The organism is Microbulbifer regidiadema (SeqCode) (assembly GCF_052467605.1).
Map to the genome: position 1 here is coordinate 721,699 of NZ_CP174316.1, position 23,144 is coordinate 744,842.

A 23,144-nucleotide genomic window follows, 5' to 3' on the forward strand; every position below is an offset into this window, starting at 1 on the left:
GTTAGCCACAAAGACTACACTTGTAGTTTTTGCCGGTCAAGTAAAAATTTGCCTTAGGGTGACAGTTGTGCTTTGTATTTTTAGCAGGATGAGGGATAAATGAATTTTTATTAAATTTGCTATGCCCGGTTCCACCGGGGGATAGGTTGGCGTGATTTTTAATTATCGGTAGTGCTTTCTTTCTCCGTAGAAAAATAGTTGTTGAATCTCGTCTAAAAAACTCACTGATCTTCACTTAACCCGAATTAGTTTTTGTATTTGAAATGGAAGGGGCTTACCTCGGAGAATGGCTCCAGAGCCTAGCGTCTAATTACTTATGACGCGATATAGGGGGCTTTTTGGCTTCTGTTGACTTTCCGGTACCTTTCCACTAGTTTCGCGACCACGATAAGAGGTGCCTTCTGCCCTGGATGGGCTGAGAAGGTTAAACGGGAAGTCCGGTATTCCGGCGCTGCCCCCGCAACGGTGATCCGCCTGTATTTTGAGTGGTAAGCCCGATACCGGCCTCTTTTCGAAACACGATGGAGCGGAGGGCTACCATCTCGCAATACGACCTTTCGCGCTTTTGCGTGCCGTATTGCTATTCCTCCCTCGATCCCATCTGCTTTTGTCTTAGGGGTTGAAACTTGAAAAAATCTTTATTGAGCTTGGCTGTATTATCAGCCGCGAGCGTGCCGGCTTTTGGCGAATCTACCGATACCGAATCATCAATTCCAGACCTGGAAACTGTGGTTGTGGTGAGCTCGCGCCAGGGTGAGCCGCTGCGCCAAGTAGCTACTTCCGTAACGATATTGGATGAAGAGCAGCTGAAAGCACGCGGGCTGGCCTCACTGGCTGATGTGCTACGCAGTGTACCGTCTGTATCTGTTAGCAATAACGGGGGTATGGGCAAGGCAACCTCGCTAAGAGTGCGCGGGGAGTCCGGCTTTAGAACACTGGTGCGAATAGACGGTATTGATATTTCTGACCCCACCGGCACCCAGGGCGGCGCTCATATTGAACATATTATGAGCAGCAATTTGCAGCGTGTGGAACTACTGCGCGGTCCGCAGGGGATGCTCTACGGGGCCGATGCGGGTGGCGTACTGGATATCTCAACTCGTCGTGAAGATCAAGGACAGCGCTTTGAGCTGTCCGCCGAGGGGGGGAGTTACGATACTGAGCGCTACAATGCCAGTGCCAGCGGAGCCAATGATACGCTGGATTACTTTGTTTCTGCGGCGGCGGTGGAAACCGATGGTTTTAATACCAGCAGCTATGATACGGACTTGCACGATGACGATGGTTACGACAATGAAACCTTACATGGCCGTGTAGGTTGGAATATATCTGAGCAGTGGCGACTGGAGGCCGTTGCGCGGGATATCGACGCGTCTGGTGAGTATGACCGCTGTGGCTGGCCCACTCAGGATGATTGTAACTTTGATTTCAGCCAGGAAAGTACTCGTGTCAGCCTGGCTCGTAAAGGAGAAGAGGGTCAGCAGGAGTTAGCTTATACACGCTCTGATTTGCAGCGCACCTATATCAGTGAAGGCGTGGTCTCCTATGAAGCGGAAGGTGATATCGAAAAGCTGAACTTCACGGGTTCTCACGGGTTTAGTCGCGAACACGCGGTAGTTTACGGGGTGGAGCATCGCGAAGATACTGTGGGGGGGCAGGAGCGGGATCAGTGGGCAGTTTACTCTGAATATCAGGGCAGCTATGCCGACCAAGCCTATATTACCCTTGGCCTTCGCCATGACAACAATTCAGATTTTGGCAGCTACAACAGCTTTCGCGTCAGCTCGGCCTATCTGTTTGAGGAGGTTGCCAACGGTACTGTAAAGATAAAGAGCAGTTATGGTACTGGCTTCCGGGCTCCCAGCTTGTATGAAATTAACTACAACACCAATGCATTCGATTGGGTGACCTTTACCCCGTTGGAGTTGCCATCCCTTAAGCCGGAAGAGAGCCGAGGTCTGGATCTCGGTGTTGAGTACTTTGGTGAAAATGCCCTCTATCTAGAGCTCGTGCTGTTCAAGCAAGTTATCGAGAATGAAATCGGCTTCGATATGGTCGGCTATACGGGTTACCTGCAGAGTAGTGGGGAAAGTGAGTCTCAGGGTGTAGAGTTTGTCGCGGAAACACAGTTGTCCGACAGCCTGTTACTTTCTGCCAACTACACCTACACCGATGCTGAAACAGCCGATGACTCACCCCGTGCCCGCAGCCCCAAGCACCTGGCTAACCTCGGCTTCACTTACAAGCCCATCAGTGCCCTAAGCCTTGCCGTGAACCTGCGTGCCAGCGCAGATGTTGTAGATAGTGATGGCTCCTCCCTGGATAATTATCAGGTCCTGGATGCCAGTGTCCGTTATCAACTGAATGATTCCACTACGGTATTTGTTCGCGGTGAAAACCTCACCGATGATGACTATGTGGAAGCCTCTGGCTATAACACGGCGGGCCTTGCTGGTTATGCCGGTGTGGAATTTAGCTTCTAAAGCACTCTCCTGAATAGATTTTTGAACTGAGGTGACCATGTCGGCAGATGAGCAAAAACGAAATGCCAAGCACAAGCAGGCAATGCAAAAACACAAGGAAAAGGTTGACGCCAGTATTGCCGCAGCCGATATCCAGCGTGGTGTTGCTGTCCTGCTTACCGGTAATGGCAAAGGTAAGTCGAGCTCAGCTTTCGGCATGGTCATACGCGCACTGGGGTACGGTCAGAAAGTGGGCGTAGTGCAATTTATTAAAGGCGCACAGCAGTCTGGGGAAGAACTCTTTCTTAAAAACCACTGCCCGGAAGTTACCCTCTACCAAATGGGTACCGGTTTTACCTGGAATACCCAAGATCGCACCAGCGATATTGCCGCCGCAGAGAGGACCTGGGCAGAGGCAGAGAAAATGCTCACCGATACCAGCTATGACTTGGTGGTATTGGATGAGTTGACTTATATGCTCGCTTATAAATATCTGGATGAGCCCATGGTATTGGAGGCTCTTGCCCAGCGTCCGCCGGAGCAGAGTGTGGTGGTGACTGGTCGCGGCGGTGGCAGCGCACTACAAGCGCTCGTCGATACGGTATCTGAGGTTAAAGATATCAAGCACGCTTATAAAGTGGGCATCAAAGCCCGCAAAGGCGTAGATTACTAGGTTGTTTTCACTATGTCCGTGTTGATGATTCAGGGCACCACCTCCGATGCCGGCAAGAGTACTTTGGTGGCGGGGCTCGCTCGTTACTTTGCTCAGCGCGGAGTCAGTGTTGCACCATTTAAACCGCAAAATATGGCACTCAACAGTGCGGTAACGGCGGATGGCGGTGAAATAGGGCGGGCACAGGCACTGCAAGCCCAAGCTTGCGGTATTGATCCCCACAGCGATATGAATCCGGTGCTACTCAAGCCCGCCTCAGATATCGGAGCCCAGGTCATTATTCAGGGCAAGGTGCTGGGGAACATGCAGGCTCTGGATTATCACCACTATAAATCTACCGCACAAACTGCGGTGCTGGATTCCTTCGCACGGCTCGATGATCAATATGAGCTGGTGTTAGTTGAAGGCGCTGGCAGCCCGGCAGAAATCAATCTGCGGGAAAATGATATCGCCAATATGGGCTTTGCCGAGGCCGTTGATTGCCCGGTTGTACTGATTGCCGATATCGATCGCGGAGGTGTTTTCGCCCACTTGGTGGGAACCCTCGAACTGCTATCGCCCTCAGAGCGCGAGCGTGTTGTTGGTTTTGTGATCAACCGGTTTCGCGGCGATCTGCAATTACTTCAGCCGGGTCTCGATTGGTTGGAGGAGTATACCGGCAAGCCAGTTCTCGGAGTCTTGCCCTATCTCCACGATCTCTATCTTGATGCGGAGGATGCCATTAGCACCCAGCAGAGTGGTGTTGATGCCCGATTGAAAGTGGTCGTACCGGTATTGCCGCGCATTAGCAACCATACAGATTTTGATGCGTTGAGGTTGCACCCGGATATCGACCTGCAATTTGTCAGTGTGCGCGAACCAATCCCTCAGTGCGACTGGATTATTCTTCCTGGTAGTAAGAATGTGCGGGCAGATTTGGCCTATTTAAAAGAAAACGATTGGCCCGTACAGTTGGACCGGCATCTGCGCTACGGTGGCAAGCTTATGGGTATTTGCGGTGGCTTGCAGATGCTGGGGAAAGAAGTGCAAGACCCGGATGGAATAGAAGATACCCCCGGGAGTGAACTGGGCTTGGGCTATCTGGACTACACAACTCGCTTGCAGCCAGTCAAAGCATTGACAAATATTACCGGCCTTTTGGCTTCGGGAAATGAAGTAAAAGAAGGCGCTCCTGTCCAAGGTTACGAAATTCACTGTGGTAGAACAGAGGGTACAGCTCTGCAAAATCCGGCCGTGTATATCCGCGATAAGAACGGAAACCTGAGGCCCGATGGTGCGATTAGTGCTGATAGGCAGATATTGGCTACCTATGTACATGGACTGTTTGATTCACCCGAGGCACTGAGTGAATTACTTGCCTGGGGTGGATTAAAAGACTCTGCACCGCTGGATGTCGGTGAGCAGCGCCAGCAACAGTTGGATCGGCTGGCGGAGACTATTGGCGAAAATATACAGGGAAACTGGCTCAAGCAATTTGAGGGGGCTAAAGGTGCGGCAGTATCGCAAGGGGACAGCCAGTGACGGTCACCCGTATCAAAGCTTTAAGTGTTGCCTGGTGGTCACTGCCCGCAGTACTTGCCCTTAGTTTTTCTGCTGCTATAGCGATAGGTGCGGTGTACCTCTCACCCTCACAATTATTTGCCGCGATCAGTGGCCAGAGTGACAGTGGGCTCGCCGGACAAATTGTTCAGGCAATACGATTGCCAAGGGCACTGTTGGCCGCTGGAGTAGGCGCTGTGCTCGCCATTTGTGGGGCAATGTTGCAGGGCTTATTTCGAAACCCTCTAGCTGACCCATCCCTAATTGGTGTTACCGCAGGGGCTTCCCTCGGGGCTTGTTTGGCCATCCTGCTAGGAGTGGAAGTCGCTAGTGCCTTCGGAAGTTTGCCCGTTGTATCCATAGCTGCTTTTTGCAGCGGTCTGTTGGCAGTGACACTGGTCTACAAAGTGGCGAAAAGTATTAATGGCACTTCCGTGGCCACCATGTTGCTAATGGGGATTGCCGTCACCGCTTTTTCCGCAAGTCTGATCGGGCTAATGGAGTACTTTGCCGATAATGACACCCTGCGCCGTATGAGCCTGTGGCTTATGGGGGGACTGGATGCAGCGAGCTATCCTCGCGCTTTTCTGGTTTTGGCCGTGCTGGGCGCTTTGCTTGCCAGTATGTCCCGCTTCGGGACCTCACTAAATGTTCTTTTGTTGGGGGAGTCCCAAGCGCGGCACCTGGGTATTGATGTAGAGCGGGTAAAAACCCGTCTGATAGTGCTCGTTGCAGCTGGGGTGGGCACTTCGGTTGCTGTGGCTGGCAGTATTGCTTTTGTGGGGCTGGTAGTGCCCCATATAGTGCGTTTATGGGTAGGGCCTGACCACCGACAACTATTGCCGCTTTCTGCCTTGGCCGGAGCCAGTTTATTGCTAGTTTCCGATACCCTGGCGCGAACCATTATTGCCCCGGTGGAGATCCCAGTAGGGCTGATCACCGCACTGATTGGCGTACCTTTCTTTGTGTCCTTGTTGCGTAAAAGTAGGGGGGCGATTTAATGGCCCTGCTACAGGCGGAGGGAGTTACGGTCAGCGTTGATAATCGACCGCTGCTGCGAGATATCAATCTGGAAGTGAATGCCGGCGAGCTGGTTTGTGTGATTGGCCCCAATGGTGCGGGTAAATCGACTCTACTGCGTGCCCTTTGCGGTGAAATCAAGATGGATTCCGGGCAGGTCCACTTTAAAGGCAACCCTTTTTCAAAGTTGTCCGCCCGCAATCGAGCCAGGCAAGTTGCCGTCCTGCCGCAAAATAACCCTCTGACATTTGCCTTTACTGGACTGGAATTGGTCGCTCTCAGTCGAACACCGCATTCCACCGGCACTGACCGGGACCGGGAAATTTGCCTGGAAGCTATGGCAGCGCTGGATGTCAGTCATTTTTCTGAGCGCCTGTACCCAACATTATCCGGCGGTGAGCAGCAACGCTTGCAACTGGCTCGGGTGATAGCGCAGATTTGGCGGGCAGAGGACGGGGGGGAGCGGCTCCTTTTATTAGATGAGCCCGCAGTCAGTCTGGATATAGCCCACCAATATGGAATGATGAGAGCGGTAAGAGACTTCGCGCGAAGTGGCGTATCCGTGGTAATGACGGTCCACGACCTGGCCCATGCCAGCGGCTATAGCGACAGAATTCTCGCCTTAAAGCAGGGGCGCAGTATGGCCTACGGAAGCCCAGAGGCCGTATTGACTGCAGAAAATATGCAACAGCTTTACGGCTATAGTGTCACCGTGATGCCGCACCCGATAACAGGCAAGTCTCTGGTGATTGCTGATGTCTAGTGCCAGTGATGTACACCTGATACTGGGTGGTGCGCGCAGCGGGAAGAGTCGGCTCGCGCAGCAGCGTGCGGAACAGTGGCTAAACAGCAATAGCGATGGTGGGCTTACCTACCTGGCGACGGCCACTGCAGGGGATAAAGAAATGTCTACCCGTATTGCTCGCCACCGGGAAGACCGGGATCATCGCTGGCAGACCCTGGAAGAGCCTATTGCACTGGCAGAGGCTTTGCTCGCAACGCCAAAATCCCACTGTGTACTGGTGGACTGTCTCACTTTGTGGTTGAGCAACTGCCTGCACCAGGGCGCCTGGGAGTGTGAGCGGGACGCGCTATTGCGCTGTATCGATGAAAGGTGTACTGATGGCAGCAGTAATGCCTCCCCTTGGATTTTTGTCAGTAATGAAGTCGGCTCGGGCATTGTGCCCCTTGGGCAGTTGTCGCGGGAATTTGTAGATGCGGCGGGCTGGCTTCATCAGGCATTAGCCGAGCGAGCTGATAGCGTTACCTTGGCAATTGCCGGTTTGCCACTCACTGTAAAGTAAAGGAGCCTCTGAGACTTATGATTATGACAGGTGAACTCAGTTGGCTCGATAAGCCCGCACCAATCCCGGAGCAAAGTGCTCGCACTGCCGCTATTGCTCGCCAGAAGCAATTGATCAAGCCGCAAGGTGCGCTTGGCCGGCTTGAGAATATTGCGATAGATTTCGCCGGATTCCAGGGGCGGGAGAACCCCCAGCTGGATAATTTGTCTGTGCGGGTATTCGGTGCGGATCACGGTATTGCAGCTCGGGGAACCTCACGATTTCCTCAGGCAGTGACTTCTGTAATGCTGAAACTATTTTGCGAGGGTGGGGCGGCTATCAATGTGTTGAGCCGCGAGCAGAATGCAGACTTTGCCGCAATTAATCTGGGGTGTGTGGTCCCGGTAGAACACCCTGACCTGATTGATGAAGTTATAGCCCCCTCTACTGCGGATTTCTCCCGAGGCAATCCAGCCATGACCCAGACGCAGCTGGCTCTTGCCCTTAATGCTGGGCGTCGTCAGTCTACCGATGCAGATTGTTTTATCGGCGGTGATATGGGAATAGGCAATACCACTTCCGCCGCTGCAATTTTTGCCGCCTTGTTTGAATTGGAAGTTGCTGAGATTACAGGGCGCGGTACAGGTATCGATGATGCAGTACTCGCCCGCAAGGTGGAACTGATTGAATCGGCCCTGGAACAGCATCAGGCAGCGCTGCGTTCGCCACTCACTATTCTGCAAACTTTGGGTGGTTTTGAGATTGCAGCCCTAACCGGAGCATTTATCGCCAGCGCCCAGCGCGGTGTCCCCGTATTGGTTGATGGGTTTATGGCGACTGCCGCCGCAGCTATTGCCGGTGCGATTAATCCATCAGTGAAACCCTGGTTACTTTATGCCCACCTCTCTGATGAGGCTGGTCACCAATTGGCCCTTGAGTGCATGGGGGTGAAGCCATTGCTGAGTTTCAATATGCGCTTGGGCGAGGGCACAGGTGCGGTATTGGCTATTAGTATTATCAAGCAGGCGCTCAACCTGCATAACAAAATGTTCACTTTCAGTGAGGCAGGGGTGCCAGTTGCGGATTGATCTTTTACGACACGGTGCCTGTGAAGGTGGAAATATCTTTCGCGGCCAGATCGATGTGCCCTTAACCTATGAGGGTAGGGAGCAGATGTTGCGGGGGCTTGCCGAGCTTGATGGTTCCTGGGACCGAGTTGTCACTTCGCCTTTGCAGCGCTGCCAACACTTTGCCACTCAGCTCGCCCGAGAGAAAAAATTGCCGATAAGTGAAGCTCCTGGTATCCGGGAAATTGGTTTCGGGGATTGGGAAGGGCAGTCAGTTGATAAAATCTGGACTGAGCAGCGAGCACTGTGCGAAGCCTGGGGGCGTGACCCAGAAAAGCACGCACCTCCAGGAGGTGAGCCCTTTGCCGCATTTCGATCCAGAGTTCTTCAAGCGATTGATAATCTGGCCAAGCAATATTCGGGAGAGACCCTGCTACTCGTTACTCACGGTGGTGTGATCAAGTTGTTACTCGCGTATGCGAATAACTGGCTCCCAGTTAAAATGATTTCTCTGCAAATCAGCTACGGATTTGCTGCATCGCTGAGATACGACTTAGGCAATAAGACCTTTACCGTTTCCTACCCAGAGCAGTCAGCTTATGTTTATTGCCCGTAAGTTGTACGACCTATCCCAGGCATTTCTGTATGCGCTAGTGTTTCTTACCCGGCTGCCGGTGGCTGGCTTGCTGCGCCAAGTGGACAAGAAAACGGTGAAGAGGTCGATTTATTTTTACCCTCTGGTTGGAGTGGTGATTGGTGTACTGTTATCCGGGGCCGCCTATCTTCTGACTCCTTTAGGTACTCAGTTGCAAGCCGCAATACTGTTAGGTTTCTGGGTTGTCCTGACAGGTGCACTGCACCTCGACGGCCTTGCTGACTGTACTGATGCCTACTTTGCTGGACATAAATGTGCCGATCCTGAAGAGCAACGTCAGCATATTTTGAGAGTGATGCACGATCCCCACTGTGGCTCTATTGCTGTGGCTGCTGTTGTTGTTTTTCTACTGATCAAGTTTGCTGCAGTTGCAGCGCTACTTGAGACGATAAACCCCGTAACAGTAAATGTTTGGGTCTATTTACCTTTGCTACTCTCACCTATGCTGGCCAGGGCTGCGGCACTGGCTTTAATGGGAATTTCAGAATATGCACGTGTGGAGGGCCATGTGCCCCCCTCTGGTACAAAGCGCCGATGGGACCTGTTGCCGGTAGTTGCAGTCGTAGTAGCTATTAGCTGTATAGTGGTGCCACTATCAGTGGCCATAGGTATTGTCTGCACTTTGTTCACGCTGATCTTATTCTGGCGGCACTTGTGGGAGAAAACTATCGGCGGTTATACGGGCGATTGCTTGGGCGGCTTAGTCGAGATAAGTGAACTGTCGATATTGGTTTTGTGGGTGGCAGTGGTTGCCAGTGTGAATTAGTTATAGCTGAGTTAAAGAGATGTCTCGAAGCAGCATTATCCATGTAGTTTTAGCCTTAAGCTTGTTATGGGCGACTAAGATTTGGGCAGATGAACCCGTGCGGGTAGAGGATGCCCGGGGCCAATGGGTTGAGCTTTCCGCACCGGCAGAGCGCATTGTCGCGCTAGCACCAAATATTGTTGAGAACTTTTACAGTGCCGGGGCGGGGGATAAGCTTATTGCCGCAGTAAGCTATAGCGATTACCCCGAACAAGCCAAGCAGTTACCGGAGGTAGGTAACTATAAAGCGGTAAATTACGAGCGTTTATTGTTGTTAAATCCCGACTTGATTGTTGCCTGGGGCTCGGGGAATGGCAATCAGATGGTTAGTAAACTGGAGGACCTGGGTTTTACGGTTTTTGTATCTGAATCTCACACTCTTGAAGATATTGCCGCGAATGTACAGAGTTTCGGTAAACTTGCCGGTACAAGTGACTATGCGGATAAGTCTGCTGAGACATGGCTTGAGCGCCTGACTGAGCTCCAGGTCAATCATAAAAATCTGGATTCGGTAAGTGTTTTTTATCAGGTTTGGAACGAGCCACTGCAAACACTTAACGGCGATCATTTAATCAGTGATGTTATTGAGACCTGCGGCGGCCGTAATATATTTGCAGATGCACTGGTATTGGCCCCGAAGATTAGTATTGAATCGGTACTCAATAGAGACCCGAAAGTTATTATCGCCAGCGGAATGGGAGAGGAGCGGCCAGACTGGCTGGACACTTGGGAAGATTACCCAAGGATTGATGCGGTTAAAGAGGGAAATCTATTCCATATACCACCGGATATTATTCAGCGACATACTTTTCGGGTGCTGGATGGCATGGAGATGGTTTGTGATGATTTGAATCGAGTGCGAGGAAAAGGTTAGTTATCTGGTAACTACTCACCCCCTACCGATTTAAATACGGCCCGAAAGCGCCATCTGAATTGCAATCAAAGGGTTGTGGCCTTTGTTAGCCATAGTTTGTAAATAGCTCGAAATGCGACAATAGGCCCGTGCATAGTGTGCCGATCGAAAACAACCAGATACTTTTTGCTTAACCTTTGACATGCGCAGGTCCCTTTCCGCACGATTGTTGGTAAAGGAGACGTGGCTCTCTTTGGCAAACAATAAAACCGCCATTTCGTAATTTTTCAAGCGTTCCCATAGATTATGCGCATCGGTCTTCGCCATTTTGCCGCGCTGGCCTTTGGGTTTAGCTGGAATCTCGGGTAATTCCTGCTCACCTCTAGCAATAATTTCCCGATACTGCTGTTGCAGAACAGCGTATTCCTTTTTAATCAGTTTTTTGCGTTTTCTCACCGAGACTGTTTTGCAGGTGGCTTGCAGTAAGCGTTTCATATCATTCGCCCACTCATACCCATTGGCATCAACGATAAAGGTCAATTCACGCAACAAATGCGAGCCACACAGGCCATGCCCACAGTGGGTATAAGACAAATACGAGGCCCAGCAGTCATGAATAATGACGCCCCCATAGCGTGGTATGATATCAATGTGTTCAATTGCTTCCTTACCGCGACTTCGGTGTAAAAACTTGAGGGTAATATCTCCGGAGGCATACACATGAATCCAATGATTCTTTTGCTCGACCCTCAGGGAGGTTTCATCTACATTGAGCGAGGGATTTTGCAATAATTCCTCAAGAGCTGATTGCTCCCAGTCCGCCAGGGCTTCATGTAGTCGCAGTACAAATTTCAACAGAGTAGCTTCTGAGATCACTTGCCCGATCATGGCTTTAACCGCCTTCTGCACCCGATTTAAGGCGATCATTTGACAGACTAACAGGTTGATCGCGTAGGCTTTCAGGCCATTGCCGTATTGCAATGGTCCCACCATATCGGCAGGGAACTCGCCTTTCACGGTATGGGTGCAAGTGGGGCAGGCTTTTACTTCGGCATCGACATGCTCGACTACTTTTTCAAACTGAATATCAATACGAGTGCGTCGTTCATGACTTAAGCACGGGACGCTTGTTAGGTCTTCGCCGCAGTCACTGCAGTAGCGGACTTCGCTGATGGAGATAGTTTCTGTGATGCGATGGTTGTCAGCGGCCTGAACGGCTTCTGTTTTCCCTTTCCCCTTACTGCCTTTATGGGGCAATGCGGATTCATCTTTGTCCGTTTGGGAGGATGGCTTGCTGGAGTTTTTATTCGTCTTGGCCGTTTTTTTCTCCAGAAAAATGGCGAGTATCAACTCTAGCAGAGTAAACACGCTTTGCAGCAGCAGCAGACGACTTTCCTGGCTTAACAACTTCTCGGCACACTGGCGCTGGAACTCGGCTTTTAGGCGATCCATTTCCTCGCGCACAGAAGTTTTGTTAATGTTGGCCATAACCGAAAAGTGAACCCGTTATCTCGAAGGTGTAGGATATCACAAATTTTGGCGTGTCTCAGATCGTTGCGGATAACAATAAAGCGAGTTTGCTTAGAGCATTTGTCTCAGCTTTTCTGTTTCTTTGCTTTAGGGGTTGGGAGGGAGGACCTTCTAGAAGGCTCAGTATCGCTATGTAAGGCTGTTTATTTCTTTGCTTTAAAAAATTTGATAGTTTTTTTGGTGAGGTGGCAGTTAGGGGTGAGTAGTTACGTTATCTGTTGATAGCCTTCAAAAGCTTGAGGCTTAAATCGACCTTCCCGAAATCTGCCTATACAGTTATTTTTAGTATTGGCTTGGTAAGCGATAGGTTGATTTAAGCAGCGTCTAAACCGGTTGATATCGATTAAGTGCTCCCGGATTCAATACCCCCCTCTTTGTATATTGGTTGTGCAGAGCCCCTGAACAGTAAGATGAGTGAGGAGCAAGTCAACTCCAGTCGCCCCATATCAGCAGGATGCTTCAGTCGATTAAAGCGAACAAATCTCTTTGTTCAATGGTGTAAGTTTATTGCATCTGGTGCGATAGTGCCTGTTTGGGGGGTGTGCTGACGCAAAATATCCAGAAAATGCTCTGATTTAGAGGGTAGGTTAGAGGGAATGTCATCCATAACGCTTTCTTTTACTGTTTTCTGGATTACTAATGTCGAAGATCAAAAGCAGCTGCACATATCCACACCAATACAGGCGTTAACTTATTGATTTTGAATGGTTTTCGCCTGTGATCAAAATCAGCAAAATAACAAGATATAGTGCAGGTGCAATATATCCACTTGGGTATTTTTATGCTAGAGTCGGTTAACTGTTTGATTTATATATGTTTTTTGATTTCCTGTTCCTGAGGTATGTTGACAGGTGATATAATGCAGCTGCTTTTGAATACACTGTTATGTTTTGAGAAAGAGTTATGGCTCCAAAATATAGAAGATTCGAGTATGGTATCTCTGGTGATGATCCCAGATTCAATATAGAAAATATGGACGAGAGCGTAGATGAATTTAAGGCTCAAAGAGCCAAATACAAATTGAACGGAGTCGAGTATGAAAATATAAGTTTAATCCCGGAAAAATATGCTCAAGAAGTAGGTGAATACCTAGAGCAATACCCTGAAGGAGATAAATATATTTTCGTGTTTCACAAAGATCCACCGAAATTAAGGAAAGCAAAATTAAGTAGAGTGCTCCCAATTTGGGTTTGGCTTACTTTATTGTGTGGTGTGATCGTATTTAGTGAATGGTGGTCGGCCTTTGGAAGTTAAACATAACAATTACAAGCAGGCTGCTACGGGCCCTTGGCCCTTCGCGGGACGACCTACGCTACGCTCCAGCCGCCCCTGTTGTAGTCGTTAGGTTCCCAAGTTCACCAAATGGAGTCTTATGTGAGTGACATATTAACTATAATTATAGAGTGGCCATTAATTATTCAGGGAGCGTTGGGCTCTGGTTTATTTTGGCTTGTGCTTTTGTTGGGGCAAAAAATTACATTTCTATCTAGCAGGATAATTTCGCAGAGGTCTGAGAAAAATGAAATTCACTATTTGAAAACCCTCCGTGACAAGTATATCGGTCTAAAAGCACATCAGGACAAAAATATTCCATTTGCTAACTATGTTATTACTGGATCTATTTATAAGAGTCTACGCTCGCTGTACAAAGGACTTATTTGGCTTGCACTTGGTCTATGTTTCGGATCAGTAATTCCTGTTTTGGGTGTCGTTGGCTTTATGGGTTGTATCTATCACATGTTTAAAGGTTTATCTGTTGTTCAGGCAATAGATACAAGCGCTTCACCTTCTGAAAAAATAGCTGAAATAAATGAAAGAATTAGCGAGCTAGAACCTAACAAATCAAGCAACACGGACGGCGAAAACGCCGCCGGTTCTTGAGGCGTTAAACGTAAATATGGAAAGAACCGTAGTATCAATAAGCTGGGCCACCATGTTATTTTTAGTGGTAACAGTGGTTTTAGGTAGGGGAGAACTTCCTGAGCATGCAATTATTCCTGCTCTAAACACCGCAGCCTTTTGGGCGGTTGTTACTGGGCCGTTTTGGCTTATGGGTTTTTCTACAGTTTCACTAATTGCAGGTTGCATTGCCATTAGCAAAGGCCAAGCAGCCAAAAACAACTCTATCGCTCAAAAATATGGCTGGGGTTTAGCGGGCGTGGCGCCTATAGCATTTATATTTACAACCTTAATTGTTGCGGCGCTATTATGAGAGCTGAAACGTTTAACAAGGCGCTGTTGTCACAGCCTTCGGCTGCTGGGACGGCCTGCTGCGCAGTCCGCCCCAAAGCTTAGCGTTATTGTGGCGGTCAATTTTTAGATAGTTTGTAGTTGCTGCAAGTAACAATCTCTACCTGAACACACTTCACCAGAGAGCTCTCCTGCAAACTGGTACTGCAGTTTCGTTCAAGTGCCTTCGTTTTAGGTCAACAAGTTCTGCAAGTTAGCTGCCGCATTGTAGAGTGCCAGTCAGATAGTTAATTGGTGGGGAAAGTATGTTACTTTTCCCCGTAAATTTATCGGGCAGTGGCCAGCCAAAGTTGGCTGGCAGAGAGCGAGTAGGTCGTTCAGTGCGCGCCAGCTATAACCAGGCCAGGCAAGATCGCCCCGCCGGGGGCTGGGCTGGGCTGGACAGCCTACGCTCCGCTTCGGCTGCCCTTGCTGGCAACGTTATGTGTAGTAGAGATATATGGGAATATTTGAAGTATTCATGATCGTTTTCATTCTGGCTGGCACTCTGTTGTTGAATGCCTGGCGGAAGAATATGAACGGTACAAAAAGGTGGCCGCAACTTGCATACCTATTTGTTTCATTGGCGATGGCTGGTTCGCCTTTGATTTATATACGCAGCATAGAGCCAAACCACACGGCACTTTCGGTTGTATTAGCAGGAGTAGCGTTTTTTTGGTTCGCAATAGTTGGGGGTCGTAGTGCAAACACATAACAAGTTTGTCAACGATCGCCCTTCGGGCTGGACAGCTTTAAGCGCTGCTTCGCAGCAAAGCTGCCCGTTACAAAGGCGTTAGGTACACAAGCATGTCAGTAATATCAAAACTAATAGAAGCTACGGAAGCTGATACAGATGTGCTTCGGAGCTTGGATAGTAATGGAGATGACTTCACCAAATTTAGAGAAGTCGATTTCACATTCAAGTGCCCTAGTAAGGAAAAAGCCGATACGGTCGCTGGCTTTCTGCAAGATTTCCAGTATGGAAGAGCGAGCGTCATCCTTGAAGAGGATCAGTACATGGTGCAAGTTCTGATCGACATGCCGGTAACACAGAATATTCTGCTTTGTGTTTCCGGTTTTATGACCTGTATCGCAGAGCTCTACGGTATTGAAATTGATGGCTGGGGCTGCATCGCACAAAATGGTACCTAACAAAGCCGGGCAATTTGCTCCGGGCCTGCGTCCCTCCACGGGACAGCTTACCTTGTGCACGTTTTGCGCGGGTCGCTACGCTCCCATTTTCGCGCAAAAAGCGCACAAGGTAAGCTGCCCCTGCCGGCGGAGTTAAAACTATGAGTAAGTCTTACCTCAATATATCTATCCTAGGTGTGGCGTTGCTTTTTATGGTAATTTTCTTGGCATACTCTGAGCTTGAAAAAAGTCACGAAATTGTCAGCTACGTGAGCCGCCCGGATATTGCGCAAAGATATGCGCTGAAATCGGCGAGGGATGACTTTCAGAAAAATAGAGTTGGCTTTATCTGGGTCTTTGAAATTGACGGTGTGTTAACTGTCTATGGTTTAGATGAAAAACAAGTTTCAAAGATTGCCAAAGTATTCGTTCAAGATAGATACTGGAGTTTACGGTGCTGTAGTGTTTTAGGAGAATACAAGTATCCGGATGATATCATTACTGGCGACGAACCATCTGAATTTGGTTTGATAGTCGGGGCGTATATCAGAAACCCCTATTTTGTAACTCTATACAACCGGGAAATGGCAAGGCTCCTGGGTGTAGAGTTTTAACAAAGCAAGGCAGTTCGTTCCGGCCCTGGGGGCCTCCACCGGACTGCTTACTTTGTGTACTTTATGCGCAGTTCGCTACGCTCACTATTTGCGCATTAAGCACACAAAGTAAGCTGCCTCTGCTCGCGGCGTTAAGCGGTCAATTAGCACTAGAAAAGTAGACTATGGATACACTACAAAAAATAGAAACTTTGTCTTTACTGGATTTTACTGGTAAGGGAGAGGCGTTTGTTGAATCTAAATTTCTTACGCCACTTCTAGAGTATCTTGGGTACGAGAGTCATAACGATTATGAAGTTCTACGTCATGGAGATGATGGTTCCTCATTTAAGTTAAGCTACCCTCCAGTTGAAAAAGGGGCGGTTAAAGTAAAGCATTATAACCCTGACTATATACCAACCATAAGGAAGGGTATGTTTTGGGTTGTTGAGGCGAAGTCTCCGAAATCTGTAACTTATCCTTTCGATTATAAGTATATTGTTCAAGGTCTTCAGTATTGTATTCATCCTGAGATACAAGCCAAATATCTGGTTCTAAGCAATGGTGTTAACACCGCGATTTATGATCCTCAGTCAGCAGTTTTCTATGAGGGCAATATGTACGAGCCAATCTTTGAGTTCGAAAGCTCTGATGTATTGAAAAAATGGGATGAAATATACAATCTACTTGGTGTTGAAAAACTTAGAGCAAGAATAGAAGAGTATTTAAAAGTTCAATACGAAAAGCTTTGCTTGTCATCTTTGGATAAAGGTTACCCAAATTTAGTCGCACACAAAATCACAAAAAATAAACTATCCCTAAAACAGGAAATCGGTAAAAATCTAAATAAATTGCGTGTTGCCAGCATGGATGAGAGTCAGAAGCAGTGGCAGCGAGAGCTTGAACAAGAGCCATTGAGGTACTTAGAAATCTCTATGGAATATCCACTCAGAAGAGGAAAAGAGCCATCGCAGCACTATGTAGAGAGACTCTTACAAGAAGAAGATCCTATTAATATTTACGAAAGACTCATTAAAGACTACGAACTATTCAATTACTTTAAAAAAGAGCACTGTTTCGTTGCTCTGTGCCATTTGCATAATCTCATTGACGATGATCACGTAAAAAACGCCATAAAATCATTCGTAACTGAAAAGATGTCACAAAAGATATCCGCTCTTAACAAAGTCGAAAGTGCTTTGCTTCGTATAGTTAGGAAGACTATTGTAATTCATGCATATCCAAAATTAAGAGAAGAAATCTCTAAGAAGCTTGATATTCTCCCAGAAATAGAAAGATTTGTTAATCGGCCAACTGCACAACAATATACATTCGCAAATGAACTGAAGCTTCATGATCAATACTTTTCAATGTTAAGCAAGCTTAGTGAAGATCAGTTAAATATGTTAACTCCAAAGCTATTGGAATATGAAACAAGTATTGATGAAAATTTCACCGAAGCTAGGAGACATATACCTCGAGGAGAACGGGAGATAAATGGTTTGGAATGGTATGGAACAGGTGACAAAATCTATACACTAAAGAATATAGTATGTAATTTTGGTCTTATAACAAGAGAGCAGCGTGAAAGCGCTTAAATCGGGTAGCCGGTAGTTTCTAGCTACCGGCCCCCACACCACCCATCGTGCGGGTCCGCAATGGGCGGTTCCCTATCCGTAATGAATCTCTACCCAGCGGTCACGTAACGAAATCAAGCCCATCTTTTGGAAAAACTCATTGTTGAGTGCAATATGAATACCTTCGGTCTTTGCATTTCGCCAGTAACTCTTACCGGACGATCCACAAGTGATAGCCAGTGATTCACTCACACCCATACGTAGTAAGTTTCGGGCTTTCGTTCTCACTTTACGCCAGTTTTTCCAGTAGCTCATTCTCAATCTTCGTCGTATCCAGCAGTCAAGATCGATACATTTTTGATAGCCTTGCGCTATACCAAAATAATTGATCCAACCACGGAGGAACACGGTAAGTTCTTTCAGTTTCTTTTCCATAGAAATACCACGGGATCGCCCTGTAATCTGGCGGATGCGGTATTTAAATTGGAGCAGGGACTTATCATGCCAGACGAGCCTTGCACCGCGAAAAGAGAATCCCAAAAACTTACAGCGGCTGACAGGAACTACTTGGCTTTTAGTATCGTTAACTTTGAGCTTAAGCTTGCGTTCAACAAAGCGTTTAATACTCGCCATAACCCGTTCACCCGCGCGCTTAGAAGCAACAACAATCACAAAATCATCCGCATAGCGAACAAAATCATGTCGGCGTTTTTCCAGCTCTTTATCGAGCAGGCCGAGTACAATGTTGGAGAGCAGCGGCGATAAAGGGCCCCCTTGTGGCACCCCCTCATGACAGGCTTTCCAGCATCCATCTTCTACACTTCCTGCACGCAAGTAACTTGCGATCAACTTGAGTAAACGCTTATCGCTGATTCTTTGGCCAAGTAAACTCATGAGGAAGTCATGGTTGACCCGGTCGAAAAACTTAGATAAATCGACATATACGGCTATTCGCTTCCCGCCTTCGATATACTTCTGTAGCTTTTTCACCGCATGATGCTGTGATCGCTTTGGGCGGAATCCATAGCTGAACTCCGAAAAGGTTTTATCGAAACTGGGACCGATGATTTGGGCGATAGCCTGCTGAATAACACGATCAAAGATCGTAGGTATCCCGAGCCCACGCTGGCCACCATCTGGCTTGCGAATGTAGACGCGCCTGACGGGAAGCGGCTGGTAATGACCCTGTCGAATAGTCTCGATGAGGTCGTCGCCAACTGCCTTGAAGTGCTTCACAAAGTTATCGACAGTAATCCCGTCAATGCCTGCGGCACCTTTGTTGCTTCGCACGTGTTTCCATGCAGCATTAAGATTTTCTTTGCTGAGGATGATTTCAAGCAGATTTTCATTTGAGTTGAGTGTCATGGCAGTGCGCTACGTCAATTTTATATCCGGCTGGCAACACATCGGTAGGCTAGCCCTGTCTTTTAACTCGTGGATTTTGGGTTCAGGCCTTCACCGTATCCAAGGTATTAATCTTGGCATTAGGCTACTATGCCGTCGGCTGACTTCTGTTCAATCACCTTGGCCATTACTGGCCGAGGCGCTGCTGTGTTCCACCAATTTTGTTTACACCCGCGATGGTGGCTAGCGGGCTGGGCCTACTTATGAGTCAGCGGCCACGCTGACAGCTTTACAGCAGCAGGTTGAACAGATCTCCCCAGATAAGAGCGTGAACTTTCACTACACAACTGCATCATTTACTCTACCCGTTAGACCACATGGCTTCGGTATCCTTGGCTACCTCGCCTCCAGGCTAAGCCTTATATGATGTTTCTGTTCGTCAGCTCGTAGCTTTGCTAGTGGCTTCCTCCCCACAAGACCTCACGGTCTTGCAGTTGCCATTTGCTAGTAGTTAGCATTTAATGGAGACCATTAAACGGTGATCCTCCTACAGGGGACTTTCACCCCATTAGTTCACGCCCATGCTGGGCGTACCAAGTGGCTGCTAGGGACGTGGTAAAGCTTGGCTTGAAAAGCAGCCAACCTTCACCACGCCCCAGAGCCAAGCGCTAAGTTTTATACACAAGTGCACCAGTGAAAATTATTACTCCGATAAGCTCTACAAGAGTATCGAGAACTTCAACTCTATTTACTACAGGTAAGATCGGATACCTAAGTAGGGAGAGATACTGGCGATTATCTAATCAATATGTGCTCTACTCCAGAGAAAGCGCTAGATTTACTGTAAGACTTAAGTGGTTTCAGTCTTGCAGGTGGTTAAAATTCATGCACCACAGTCGGAAAGTTAGGCTATTTCTCTGTATGAGGCTTTGAACAGGATTCAAATATGTGTATAAAACGTAGGCCAAGCGTTATGTGTTCATAGATTATGAGTAAATTTAAGGAATTAATTGGTAAGTGGAAACACGCCGCTCCATGGGATAGCGACGATTACTTAGCTGTGTACGAAATTTCAGGCACAGAAGATCGCCCTCTGGTTTCTGGGTATGACATAAATGACAACGAAGAGTTTGTAATCTCCGACATACAGTGGGTGAGTGACACTCTTGTGTTCAAATCACTTATGCCTTCAACTGAGCGTGTCGGCATTAATAAGTTCTGGCTAAGTGAGGCTGGCCGTATAAAATCTGAATTCACATTTACGGTAGTAGAGGAACTTGTGCGTGAAAAGACATAACAAGTTTGTCAACGATCGCCCTTTGGGCTGGACAGCCTTAAGCGTGGCTTCGCCACAAGGCTGTCCGTTACAAAGGTGTTATGCGCCAGGATATAGCGAATGATTGAGATCAATTACCAAACTTTCCAAGATCCGACACGCAAGACGGTTAAAATCCCTTTTGATAGATTTTATGACGAACTAGAGAATGGCGAGACATACGAGAAAGACGGTGTTGAACGGTATCTGGATCACAGAGAATATATCAAAGTCGATAATGACAGGGTTTCCTATTTAAGTATCAAGACTCCGAACTATTCAAGTAAAATTGAACATGGTGAAGGTGGCAGTATCACACAGCATACGGTTTACCCTGATTCGTCAGAGATGCTTGTTGTTCAGAGCTTCATTGAGCCAAATGTGATTCACTCTGTGAAAGTAACCAAGAATAACGGTGTATGGTCTTCATCTCGTATAGAGCTGATATATGATGACGAGCCCAAAATTGTTGACATCAAGTAAAGCGCATAACCAGGCGCTGCACCCGACTCCGGCTCGATTGCGCCTCCGCAGGTGAGCTTGGCGTTATGCCACTAATAAGAATTAAGTAGGAGTAGTTTATGAAATTAAGAATTGCAATTTTGGGTGTCTTGATACTGAACTCAAGTGCGGTAAGCTCAAATGAACCGGATACAGCAATGGGAGCAGCTGGACTTACTTCCCAGCTGTCGAGCCATTTGAATAAAATGGTTGAAAGGTGCATAGAGTTTATTCCAGAGGGTGAAACGAAAATTCTTACTGCGCAATCCGATTGGAGAGGTAGGAATATAGACGTTATATCCGTTGCTGAGGGATTGATGGCTAAGGCTCGTATGGAATTGCCGGAAGTCTTCGCAAAGTTGGATGTTGCCGAGGATAAAAGCATAGCCGCAATGTTTTTGCCGATGACAGCCGAAATTAAAAGACAGTATTGCGGGAAATATTTTACAGATATCACTAACGGCTCTAGAGACATTAGGAATATAAGTCCTAAAGCATACGAGTTACTAAAAAATTATAAATCCTGAATAGGCATAACAAGTCAAAGCACGCGGACTTGGTAAAGCTGTCACCTTTTTTGTTTACGCAAAAAAAGCCGCCAACTTCACCAAGCCGGTGTTTGAGGCGTTAAACTATTCAAGGGAGTCACATGAAATCACACATACTTGCGTCCCAGTTGCGCTGTCCCAATGGTGCGGAAGCGTCTGAAATTGCACAGGGAATGAATGAGGCAAACAGTGTTCTCAACCGTAAATGCATTGATCTTCTGCAGCTAAGAGCATCCGATTCAGTGTTGGAGGTTGGTCCAGGCAATGGAGCATTTGTTGCCGATATGATTAATGTGGCGGACAACATCTCGTATATGGGGCTCGATTGGTCTTCTGAAATGGTAGCCGAGGCTGAACGTCTTAATGAGCATTTGGTGGGACTGGGGCGCGCGCAGTTTCAGCAGGGTAACTCTGAGCAGCTTCCATTTGAGCCACAATTATTCGATAAAGTGCTGGCAGTTCATACACTGTACTTCTGGGAAAATCCCGGCGACCATCTCGCCGAGATTCGGCGAGTAATGAAGCCGGATGGTCTTTTTTGTATTGCCTTCGGAGATCGGTCTTTTATGAAGGATCTTCCGTTCGTGCCTTTTGGTTTTGCTCTCTATGATCAGGCGGACGCGTGTGAGCTACTGCGTTCATCAGGCTTTCAAATAAAAAATGCTTATCAATACAAAGAAAATGGGTTGAGTAATACCGGTGACCGTGTGAACAAGACCATTAATATTATTATAAGCGAGGCCTAACAATGCCATGCACGCGATAAACGCGTGATGGCGACGTTATTGTGGCGGTCGGTTTTATTGATTTTTCGTGGTAACTGAAGGTTTCGTGCCACTAAATAGCATCTGGTATTGAGCAATTTTACTGATTGCTATTCAGGCAGTTTCGCTCCAAGAGTGTTCGCTCGGGTGTTGTAAAAAGAGGCAGTCCGCTGCAATTTCGCGGATTGCCAGTAAGATAGGAATTGGTTAGGGAAAGTGCGGTATTCTTCCCTCGTAAATATTGGGCAGCGGCCAGCCAAACTATGGCTGGCAAAGTGCTAGTAGTCGGTCCCGAGCGCGCCAGCCATAACCAGGCTAGGCAAGCTCGCCCAACCCCTTCGGGGCTGGGCTGGGCAGCCTACGCGTTGCTTCGGCTGCCCTTGCTAGCGGCGTTAAGTGTCATAAGTTTCATAGTTCGGAGAAGATTCAGAGTTGAAGGTTTCAGAGCTTACGTTGAATGCAATAAAGCCTTACATCACCGGAGACGGTGCTCCCACTCCATATATGTCTGGACCTGAACTCATTAAATTTTTTAATGCTTTCGGGCTATCTGATGAATATACCCGAGAGGGCCTGCCAAATGCATGGTCTAGAAATGAATATGCCTATGAGCGGTTAAAAAAGGTTAACGGAACCCCAGAGTTTAAGAGCTTAATAGAGGCAATCCCTGATAGCCGAAAGGTCAGTAACCCTGATGATGTGGCCTCCGAACTAAGTGAAATCATAAAGCACGATGGTTACCTCTTCGAAAAAAATGAATTAGGTATTTTCAAAGTCACTAGTAATGAACTGAATGACCCCGTACAGATAGCTGCTCATTTTCAAGAAATAAAAAACAAAATAATTGAGTCAATTCAATCAGCGGAATTTACCATCTGGATAGCGGTCGCATGGTTCACAGATAGAGATATTGGAAATGAGTTACGTATAAAACACCAGCAAGGGATTAATGTTCGCGTGATCGTGAATGACGATGATATTACTGATAAGCATGGTTTAGATTTTTGCTCGAGAGGTGTTGAATATAAGAAGGTTTCTCCGAGCTCTCCATGGGGGAAAAAGTTAATGCATAATAAGTTCTGTATTATCGATTTATGCAAAGTTATACATGGTTCTTATAATTGGACCAGTAATGCTCAATACAACAATGAAAGTATTACAATTACGGAGAGCAGAGATTTGGCTGAAGAGTTTTCAAGGCAGTTCATTGAGCTTCGTAGTCAAAACACTTAAATCGGGTAGCCGGTAGTTTCTA

The 23,144-nt window shown here is 47.6% G+C and carries 23 protein-coding genes and 1 riboswitch; of the genes, 21 read left to right on the forward strand and 2 right to left on the reverse strand.

Annotated features, from left to right (window positions below):
• The first annotated feature begins 375 nt into the window (after positions 1–375).
• Positions 376–523: riboswitch (cobalamin riboswitch) on the forward strand.
• A 103-nt stretch (positions 524–626) separates the two neighbouring features.
• Genes ACJJIF_RS03965 through ACJJIF_RS04010 form a run of 10 tightly spaced genes read left to right on the forward strand, consistent with a single transcriptional unit; the run spans position 627 to position 10,378 of the window.
• Positions 627–2,483 carry a TonB-dependent receptor plug domain-containing protein gene (locus tag ACJJIF_RS03965; protein ID WP_444930947.1) on the forward strand — a complete coding sequence of 619 codons (1,857 nt, stop codon included), beginning with the start codon at positions 627–629 and terminating at the stop codon, positions 2,481–2,483.
• Between the two features lie 37 nt (positions 2,484–2,520).
• Entirely contained in the window at positions 2,521–3,135 is a 615-nt protein-coding gene (cobO, locus tag ACJJIF_RS03970) for a cob(I)yrinic acid a,c-diamide adenosyltransferase (RefSeq protein WP_444930948.1), read from the forward strand.
• A gap of 12 nt (positions 3,136–3,147) precedes the next feature.
• Positions 3,148–4,656 (forward strand): cobyric acid synthase, encoded by a 1,509-nt coding sequence (locus ACJJIF_RS03975; RefSeq protein WP_444930949.1) that lies wholly within the window; start codon positions 3,148–3,150, stop codon positions 4,654–4,656.
• Positions 4,653–5,675 carry a FecCD family ABC transporter permease gene (locus tag ACJJIF_RS03980; protein WP_444930950.1) on the forward strand — a complete coding sequence of 341 codons (1,023 nt, stop codon included), beginning with the start codon at positions 4,653–4,655 and terminating at the stop codon, positions 5,673–5,675. Before ACJJIF_RS03975 ends, ACJJIF_RS03980 begins: the two co-directional genes overlap by 4 nt.
• On the forward strand, positions 5,675–6,457 hold the full coding sequence (locus ACJJIF_RS03985) for a heme ABC transporter ATP-binding protein (protein ID WP_444930951.1): 783 nt from the start codon (positions 5,675–5,677) through the stop codon (positions 6,455–6,457). Before ACJJIF_RS03980 ends, ACJJIF_RS03985 begins: the two co-directional genes overlap by 1 nt.
• Positions 6,450–6,998 carry a bifunctional adenosylcobinamide kinase/adenosylcobinamide-phosphate guanylyltransferase gene (gene cobU, locus ACJJIF_RS03990; protein ID WP_444930952.1) on the forward strand — a complete coding sequence of 183 codons (549 nt, stop codon included), beginning with the start codon at positions 6,450–6,452 and terminating at the stop codon, positions 6,996–6,998. The genes ACJJIF_RS03985 and cobU overlap by 8 nt, the downstream gene beginning before the upstream one ends.
• 17 nt (positions 6,999–7,015) lie before the next feature.
• Positions 7,016–8,065, forward strand: coding sequence for a nicotinate-nucleotide--dimethylbenzimidazole phosphoribosyltransferase (gene cobT / locus ACJJIF_RS03995; protein WP_444930953.1), 1,050 nt, complete (start codon positions 7,016–7,018; stop codon positions 8,063–8,065).
• Positions 8,055–8,660 carry a histidine phosphatase family protein gene (locus tag ACJJIF_RS04000; protein ID WP_444930954.1) on the forward strand — a complete coding sequence of 202 codons (606 nt, stop codon included), beginning with the start codon at positions 8,055–8,057 and terminating at the stop codon, positions 8,658–8,660. Before cobT ends, ACJJIF_RS04000 begins: the two co-directional genes overlap by 11 nt.
• Complete coding sequence (cobS, locus tag ACJJIF_RS04005) at positions 8,644–9,465, forward strand: adenosylcobinamide-GDP ribazoletransferase (protein ID WP_444930955.1); 822 nt, start codon at positions 8,644–8,646, stop codon at positions 9,463–9,465. Before ACJJIF_RS04000 ends, cobS begins: the two co-directional genes overlap by 17 nt.
• Before the next feature lie 19 nt (positions 9,466–9,484).
• Complete coding sequence (locus tag ACJJIF_RS04010) at positions 9,485–10,378, forward strand: cobalamin-binding protein (protein ID WP_444930956.1); 894 nt, start codon at positions 9,485–9,487, stop codon at positions 10,376–10,378.
• A 30-nt stretch (positions 10,379–10,408) separates the two neighbouring features.
• Here the strand turns inward: ACJJIF_RS04010 and tnpC are convergent, their stop codons facing one another.
• Positions 10,409–11,845, reverse strand: coding sequence for an IS66 family transposase (gene tnpC / locus ACJJIF_RS04015; RefSeq protein ID WP_444930957.1), 1,437 nt, complete (start codon positions 11,843–11,845; stop codon positions 10,409–10,411).
• Positions 11,846–12,790: 945 nt separating this feature from the next.
• Between tnpC and ACJJIF_RS04020 the strand changes: the two genes are divergently transcribed.
• The 6 genes from ACJJIF_RS04020 (at position 12,791) to ACJJIF_RS04045 (ending at position 17,438) form a co-directional block, all read left to right on the forward strand.
• Positions 12,791–13,141: a hypothetical protein gene (locus ACJJIF_RS04020; protein WP_299589350.1), complete on the forward strand. Its 351-nt coding sequence runs from the start codon at positions 12,791–12,793 to the stop codon at positions 13,139–13,141.
• 120 nt (positions 13,142–13,261) lie between these two features.
• Positions 13,262–13,768 carry a hypothetical protein gene (locus ACJJIF_RS04025; RefSeq protein WP_444930958.1) on the forward strand — a complete coding sequence of 169 codons (507 nt, stop codon included), beginning with the start codon at positions 13,262–13,264 and terminating at the stop codon, positions 13,766–13,768.
• Positions 13,769–13,784: 16 nt separating this feature from the next.
• Entirely contained in the window at positions 13,785–14,099 is a 315-nt protein-coding gene (locus tag ACJJIF_RS04030; RefSeq protein ID WP_444930959.1) for a hypothetical protein, read from the forward strand.
• Positions 14,100–14,923: 824 nt separating this feature from the next.
• Complete coding sequence (locus tag ACJJIF_RS04035; RefSeq protein WP_444930960.1) at positions 14,924–15,268, forward strand: ribonuclease E inhibitor RraB; 345 nt, start codon at positions 14,924–14,926, stop codon at positions 15,266–15,268.
• A 140-nt stretch (positions 15,269–15,408) separates the two neighbouring features.
• On the forward strand, positions 15,409–15,861 hold the full coding sequence (locus ACJJIF_RS04040; protein ID WP_444930961.1) for a hypothetical protein: 453 nt from the start codon (positions 15,409–15,411) through the stop codon (positions 15,859–15,861).
• A gap of 164 nt (positions 15,862–16,025) precedes the next feature.
• Positions 16,026–17,438 carry a hypothetical protein gene (locus tag ACJJIF_RS04045; protein ID WP_444930962.1) on the forward strand — a complete coding sequence of 471 codons (1,413 nt, stop codon included), beginning with the start codon at positions 16,026–16,028 and terminating at the stop codon, positions 17,436–17,438.
• Between the two features lie 72 nt (positions 17,439–17,510).
• Here ACJJIF_RS04045 and ltrA read toward each other — a convergent pair whose 3' ends face one another.
• Entirely contained in the window at positions 17,511–18,782 is a 1,272-nt protein-coding gene (gene ltrA, locus ACJJIF_RS04050) for a group II intron reverse transcriptase/maturase (RefSeq protein ID WP_444930963.1), read from the reverse strand.
• A 967-nt stretch (positions 18,783–19,749) separates the two neighbouring features.
• Between ltrA and ACJJIF_RS04055 the strand changes: the two genes are divergently transcribed.
• The 5 genes from ACJJIF_RS04055 to ACJJIF_RS04075 all read left to right on the forward strand — a co-directional run bounded on the left by ACJJIF_RS04055 (position 19,750) and on the right by ACJJIF_RS04075 (position 23,122).
• Complete coding sequence (locus ACJJIF_RS04055) at positions 19,750–20,058, forward strand: hypothetical protein (RefSeq protein ID WP_444930964.1); 309 nt, start codon at positions 19,750–19,752, stop codon at positions 20,056–20,058.
• A 99-nt stretch (positions 20,059–20,157) separates the two neighbouring features.
• Positions 20,158–20,559: a hypothetical protein gene (locus tag ACJJIF_RS04060; RefSeq protein ID WP_444930965.1), complete on the forward strand. Its 402-nt coding sequence runs from the start codon at positions 20,158–20,160 to the stop codon at positions 20,557–20,559.
• 98 nt (positions 20,560–20,657) lie between these two features.
• On the forward strand, positions 20,658–21,104 hold the full coding sequence (locus tag ACJJIF_RS04065) for a hypothetical protein (RefSeq protein ID WP_444930811.1): 447 nt from the start codon (positions 20,658–20,660) through the stop codon (positions 21,102–21,104).
• Between the two features lie 122 nt (positions 21,105–21,226).
• Positions 21,227–21,871 carry a class I SAM-dependent methyltransferase gene (locus ACJJIF_RS04070; RefSeq protein ID WP_444930966.1) on the forward strand — a complete coding sequence of 215 codons (645 nt, stop codon included), beginning with the start codon at positions 21,227–21,229 and terminating at the stop codon, positions 21,869–21,871.
• 450 nt (positions 21,872–22,321) lie between these two features.
• Positions 22,322–23,122: a phospholipase D-like domain-containing protein gene (locus ACJJIF_RS04075; RefSeq protein ID WP_444930967.1), complete on the forward strand. Its 801-nt coding sequence runs from the start codon at positions 22,322–22,324 to the stop codon at positions 23,120–23,122.
• Positions 23,123–23,144 lie beyond the last annotated feature (22 nt).

Bases quoted from the DNA above. Each gene is read 5' to 3' on its own strand.
- ltrA (WP_444930963.1), bottom strand. From the start codon at position 18,782: ATGACACTCAACTCAAATGAAAATCTGCTTGAAATCATCCTCAGCAAA.
- ACJJIF_RS04020 (WP_299589350.1), top strand. From the start codon at position 12,791: ATGGCTCCAAAATATAGAAGATTCGAGTATGGTATCTCTGGTGATGAT.
- cobT (WP_444930953.1), top strand. From the start codon at position 7,016: ATGATTATGACAGGTGAACTCAGTTGGCTCGATAAGCCCGCACCAATC.
- ACJJIF_RS04030 (WP_444930959.1), top strand. From the start codon at position 13,785: ATGGAAAGAACCGTAGTATCAATAAGCTGGGCCACCATGTTATTTTTA.
- ACJJIF_RS04045 (WP_444930962.1), top strand. From the start codon at position 16,026: ATGGATACACTACAAAAAATAGAAACTTTGTCTTTACTGGATTTTACT.
- ACJJIF_RS04055 (WP_444930964.1), top strand. From the start codon at position 19,750: ATGAGTAAATTTAAGGAATTAATTGGTAAGTGGAAACACGCCGCTCCA.
- cobS (WP_444930955.1), top strand. From the start codon at position 8,644: ATGTTTATTGCCCGTAAGTTGTACGACCTATCCCAGGCATTTCTGTAT.
- tnpC (WP_444930957.1), bottom strand. From the start codon at position 11,845: ATGGCCAACATTAACAAAACTTCTGTGCGCGAGGAAATGGATCGCCTA.
- ACJJIF_RS04060 (WP_444930965.1), top strand. From the start codon at position 20,158: ATGATTGAGATCAATTACCAAACTTTCCAAGATCCGACACGCAAGACG.
- cobU (WP_444930952.1), top strand. From the start codon at position 6,450: ATGTCTAGTGCCAGTGATGTACACCTGATACTGGGTGGTGCGCGCAGC.
- ACJJIF_RS04035 (WP_444930960.1), top strand. From the start codon at position 14,924: ATGTCAGTAATATCAAAACTAATAGAAGCTACGGAAGCTGATACAGAT.
- ACJJIF_RS04040 (WP_444930961.1), top strand. From the start codon at position 15,409: ATGAGTAAGTCTTACCTCAATATATCTATCCTAGGTGTGGCGTTGCTT.
- ACJJIF_RS04010 (WP_444930956.1), top strand. From the start codon at position 9,485: ATGTCTCGAAGCAGCATTATCCATGTAGTTTTAGCCTTAAGCTTGTTA.
- ACJJIF_RS04070 (WP_444930966.1), top strand. From the start codon at position 21,227: ATGAAATCACACATACTTGCGTCCCAGTTGCGCTGTCCCAATGGTGCG.
- cobO (WP_444930948.1), top strand. From the start codon at position 2,521: ATGTCGGCAGATGAGCAAAAACGAAATGCCAAGCACAAGCAGGCAATG.
- ACJJIF_RS04065 (WP_444930811.1), top strand. From the start codon at position 20,658: ATGAAATTAAGAATTGCAATTTTGGGTGTCTTGATACTGAACTCAAGT.
- ACJJIF_RS03975 (WP_444930949.1), top strand. From the start codon at position 3,148: ATGTCCGTGTTGATGATTCAGGGCACCACCTCCGATGCCGGCAAGAGT.
- ACJJIF_RS03985 (WP_444930951.1), top strand. From the start codon at position 5,675: ATGGCCCTGCTACAGGCGGAGGGAGTTACGGTCAGCGTTGATAATCGA.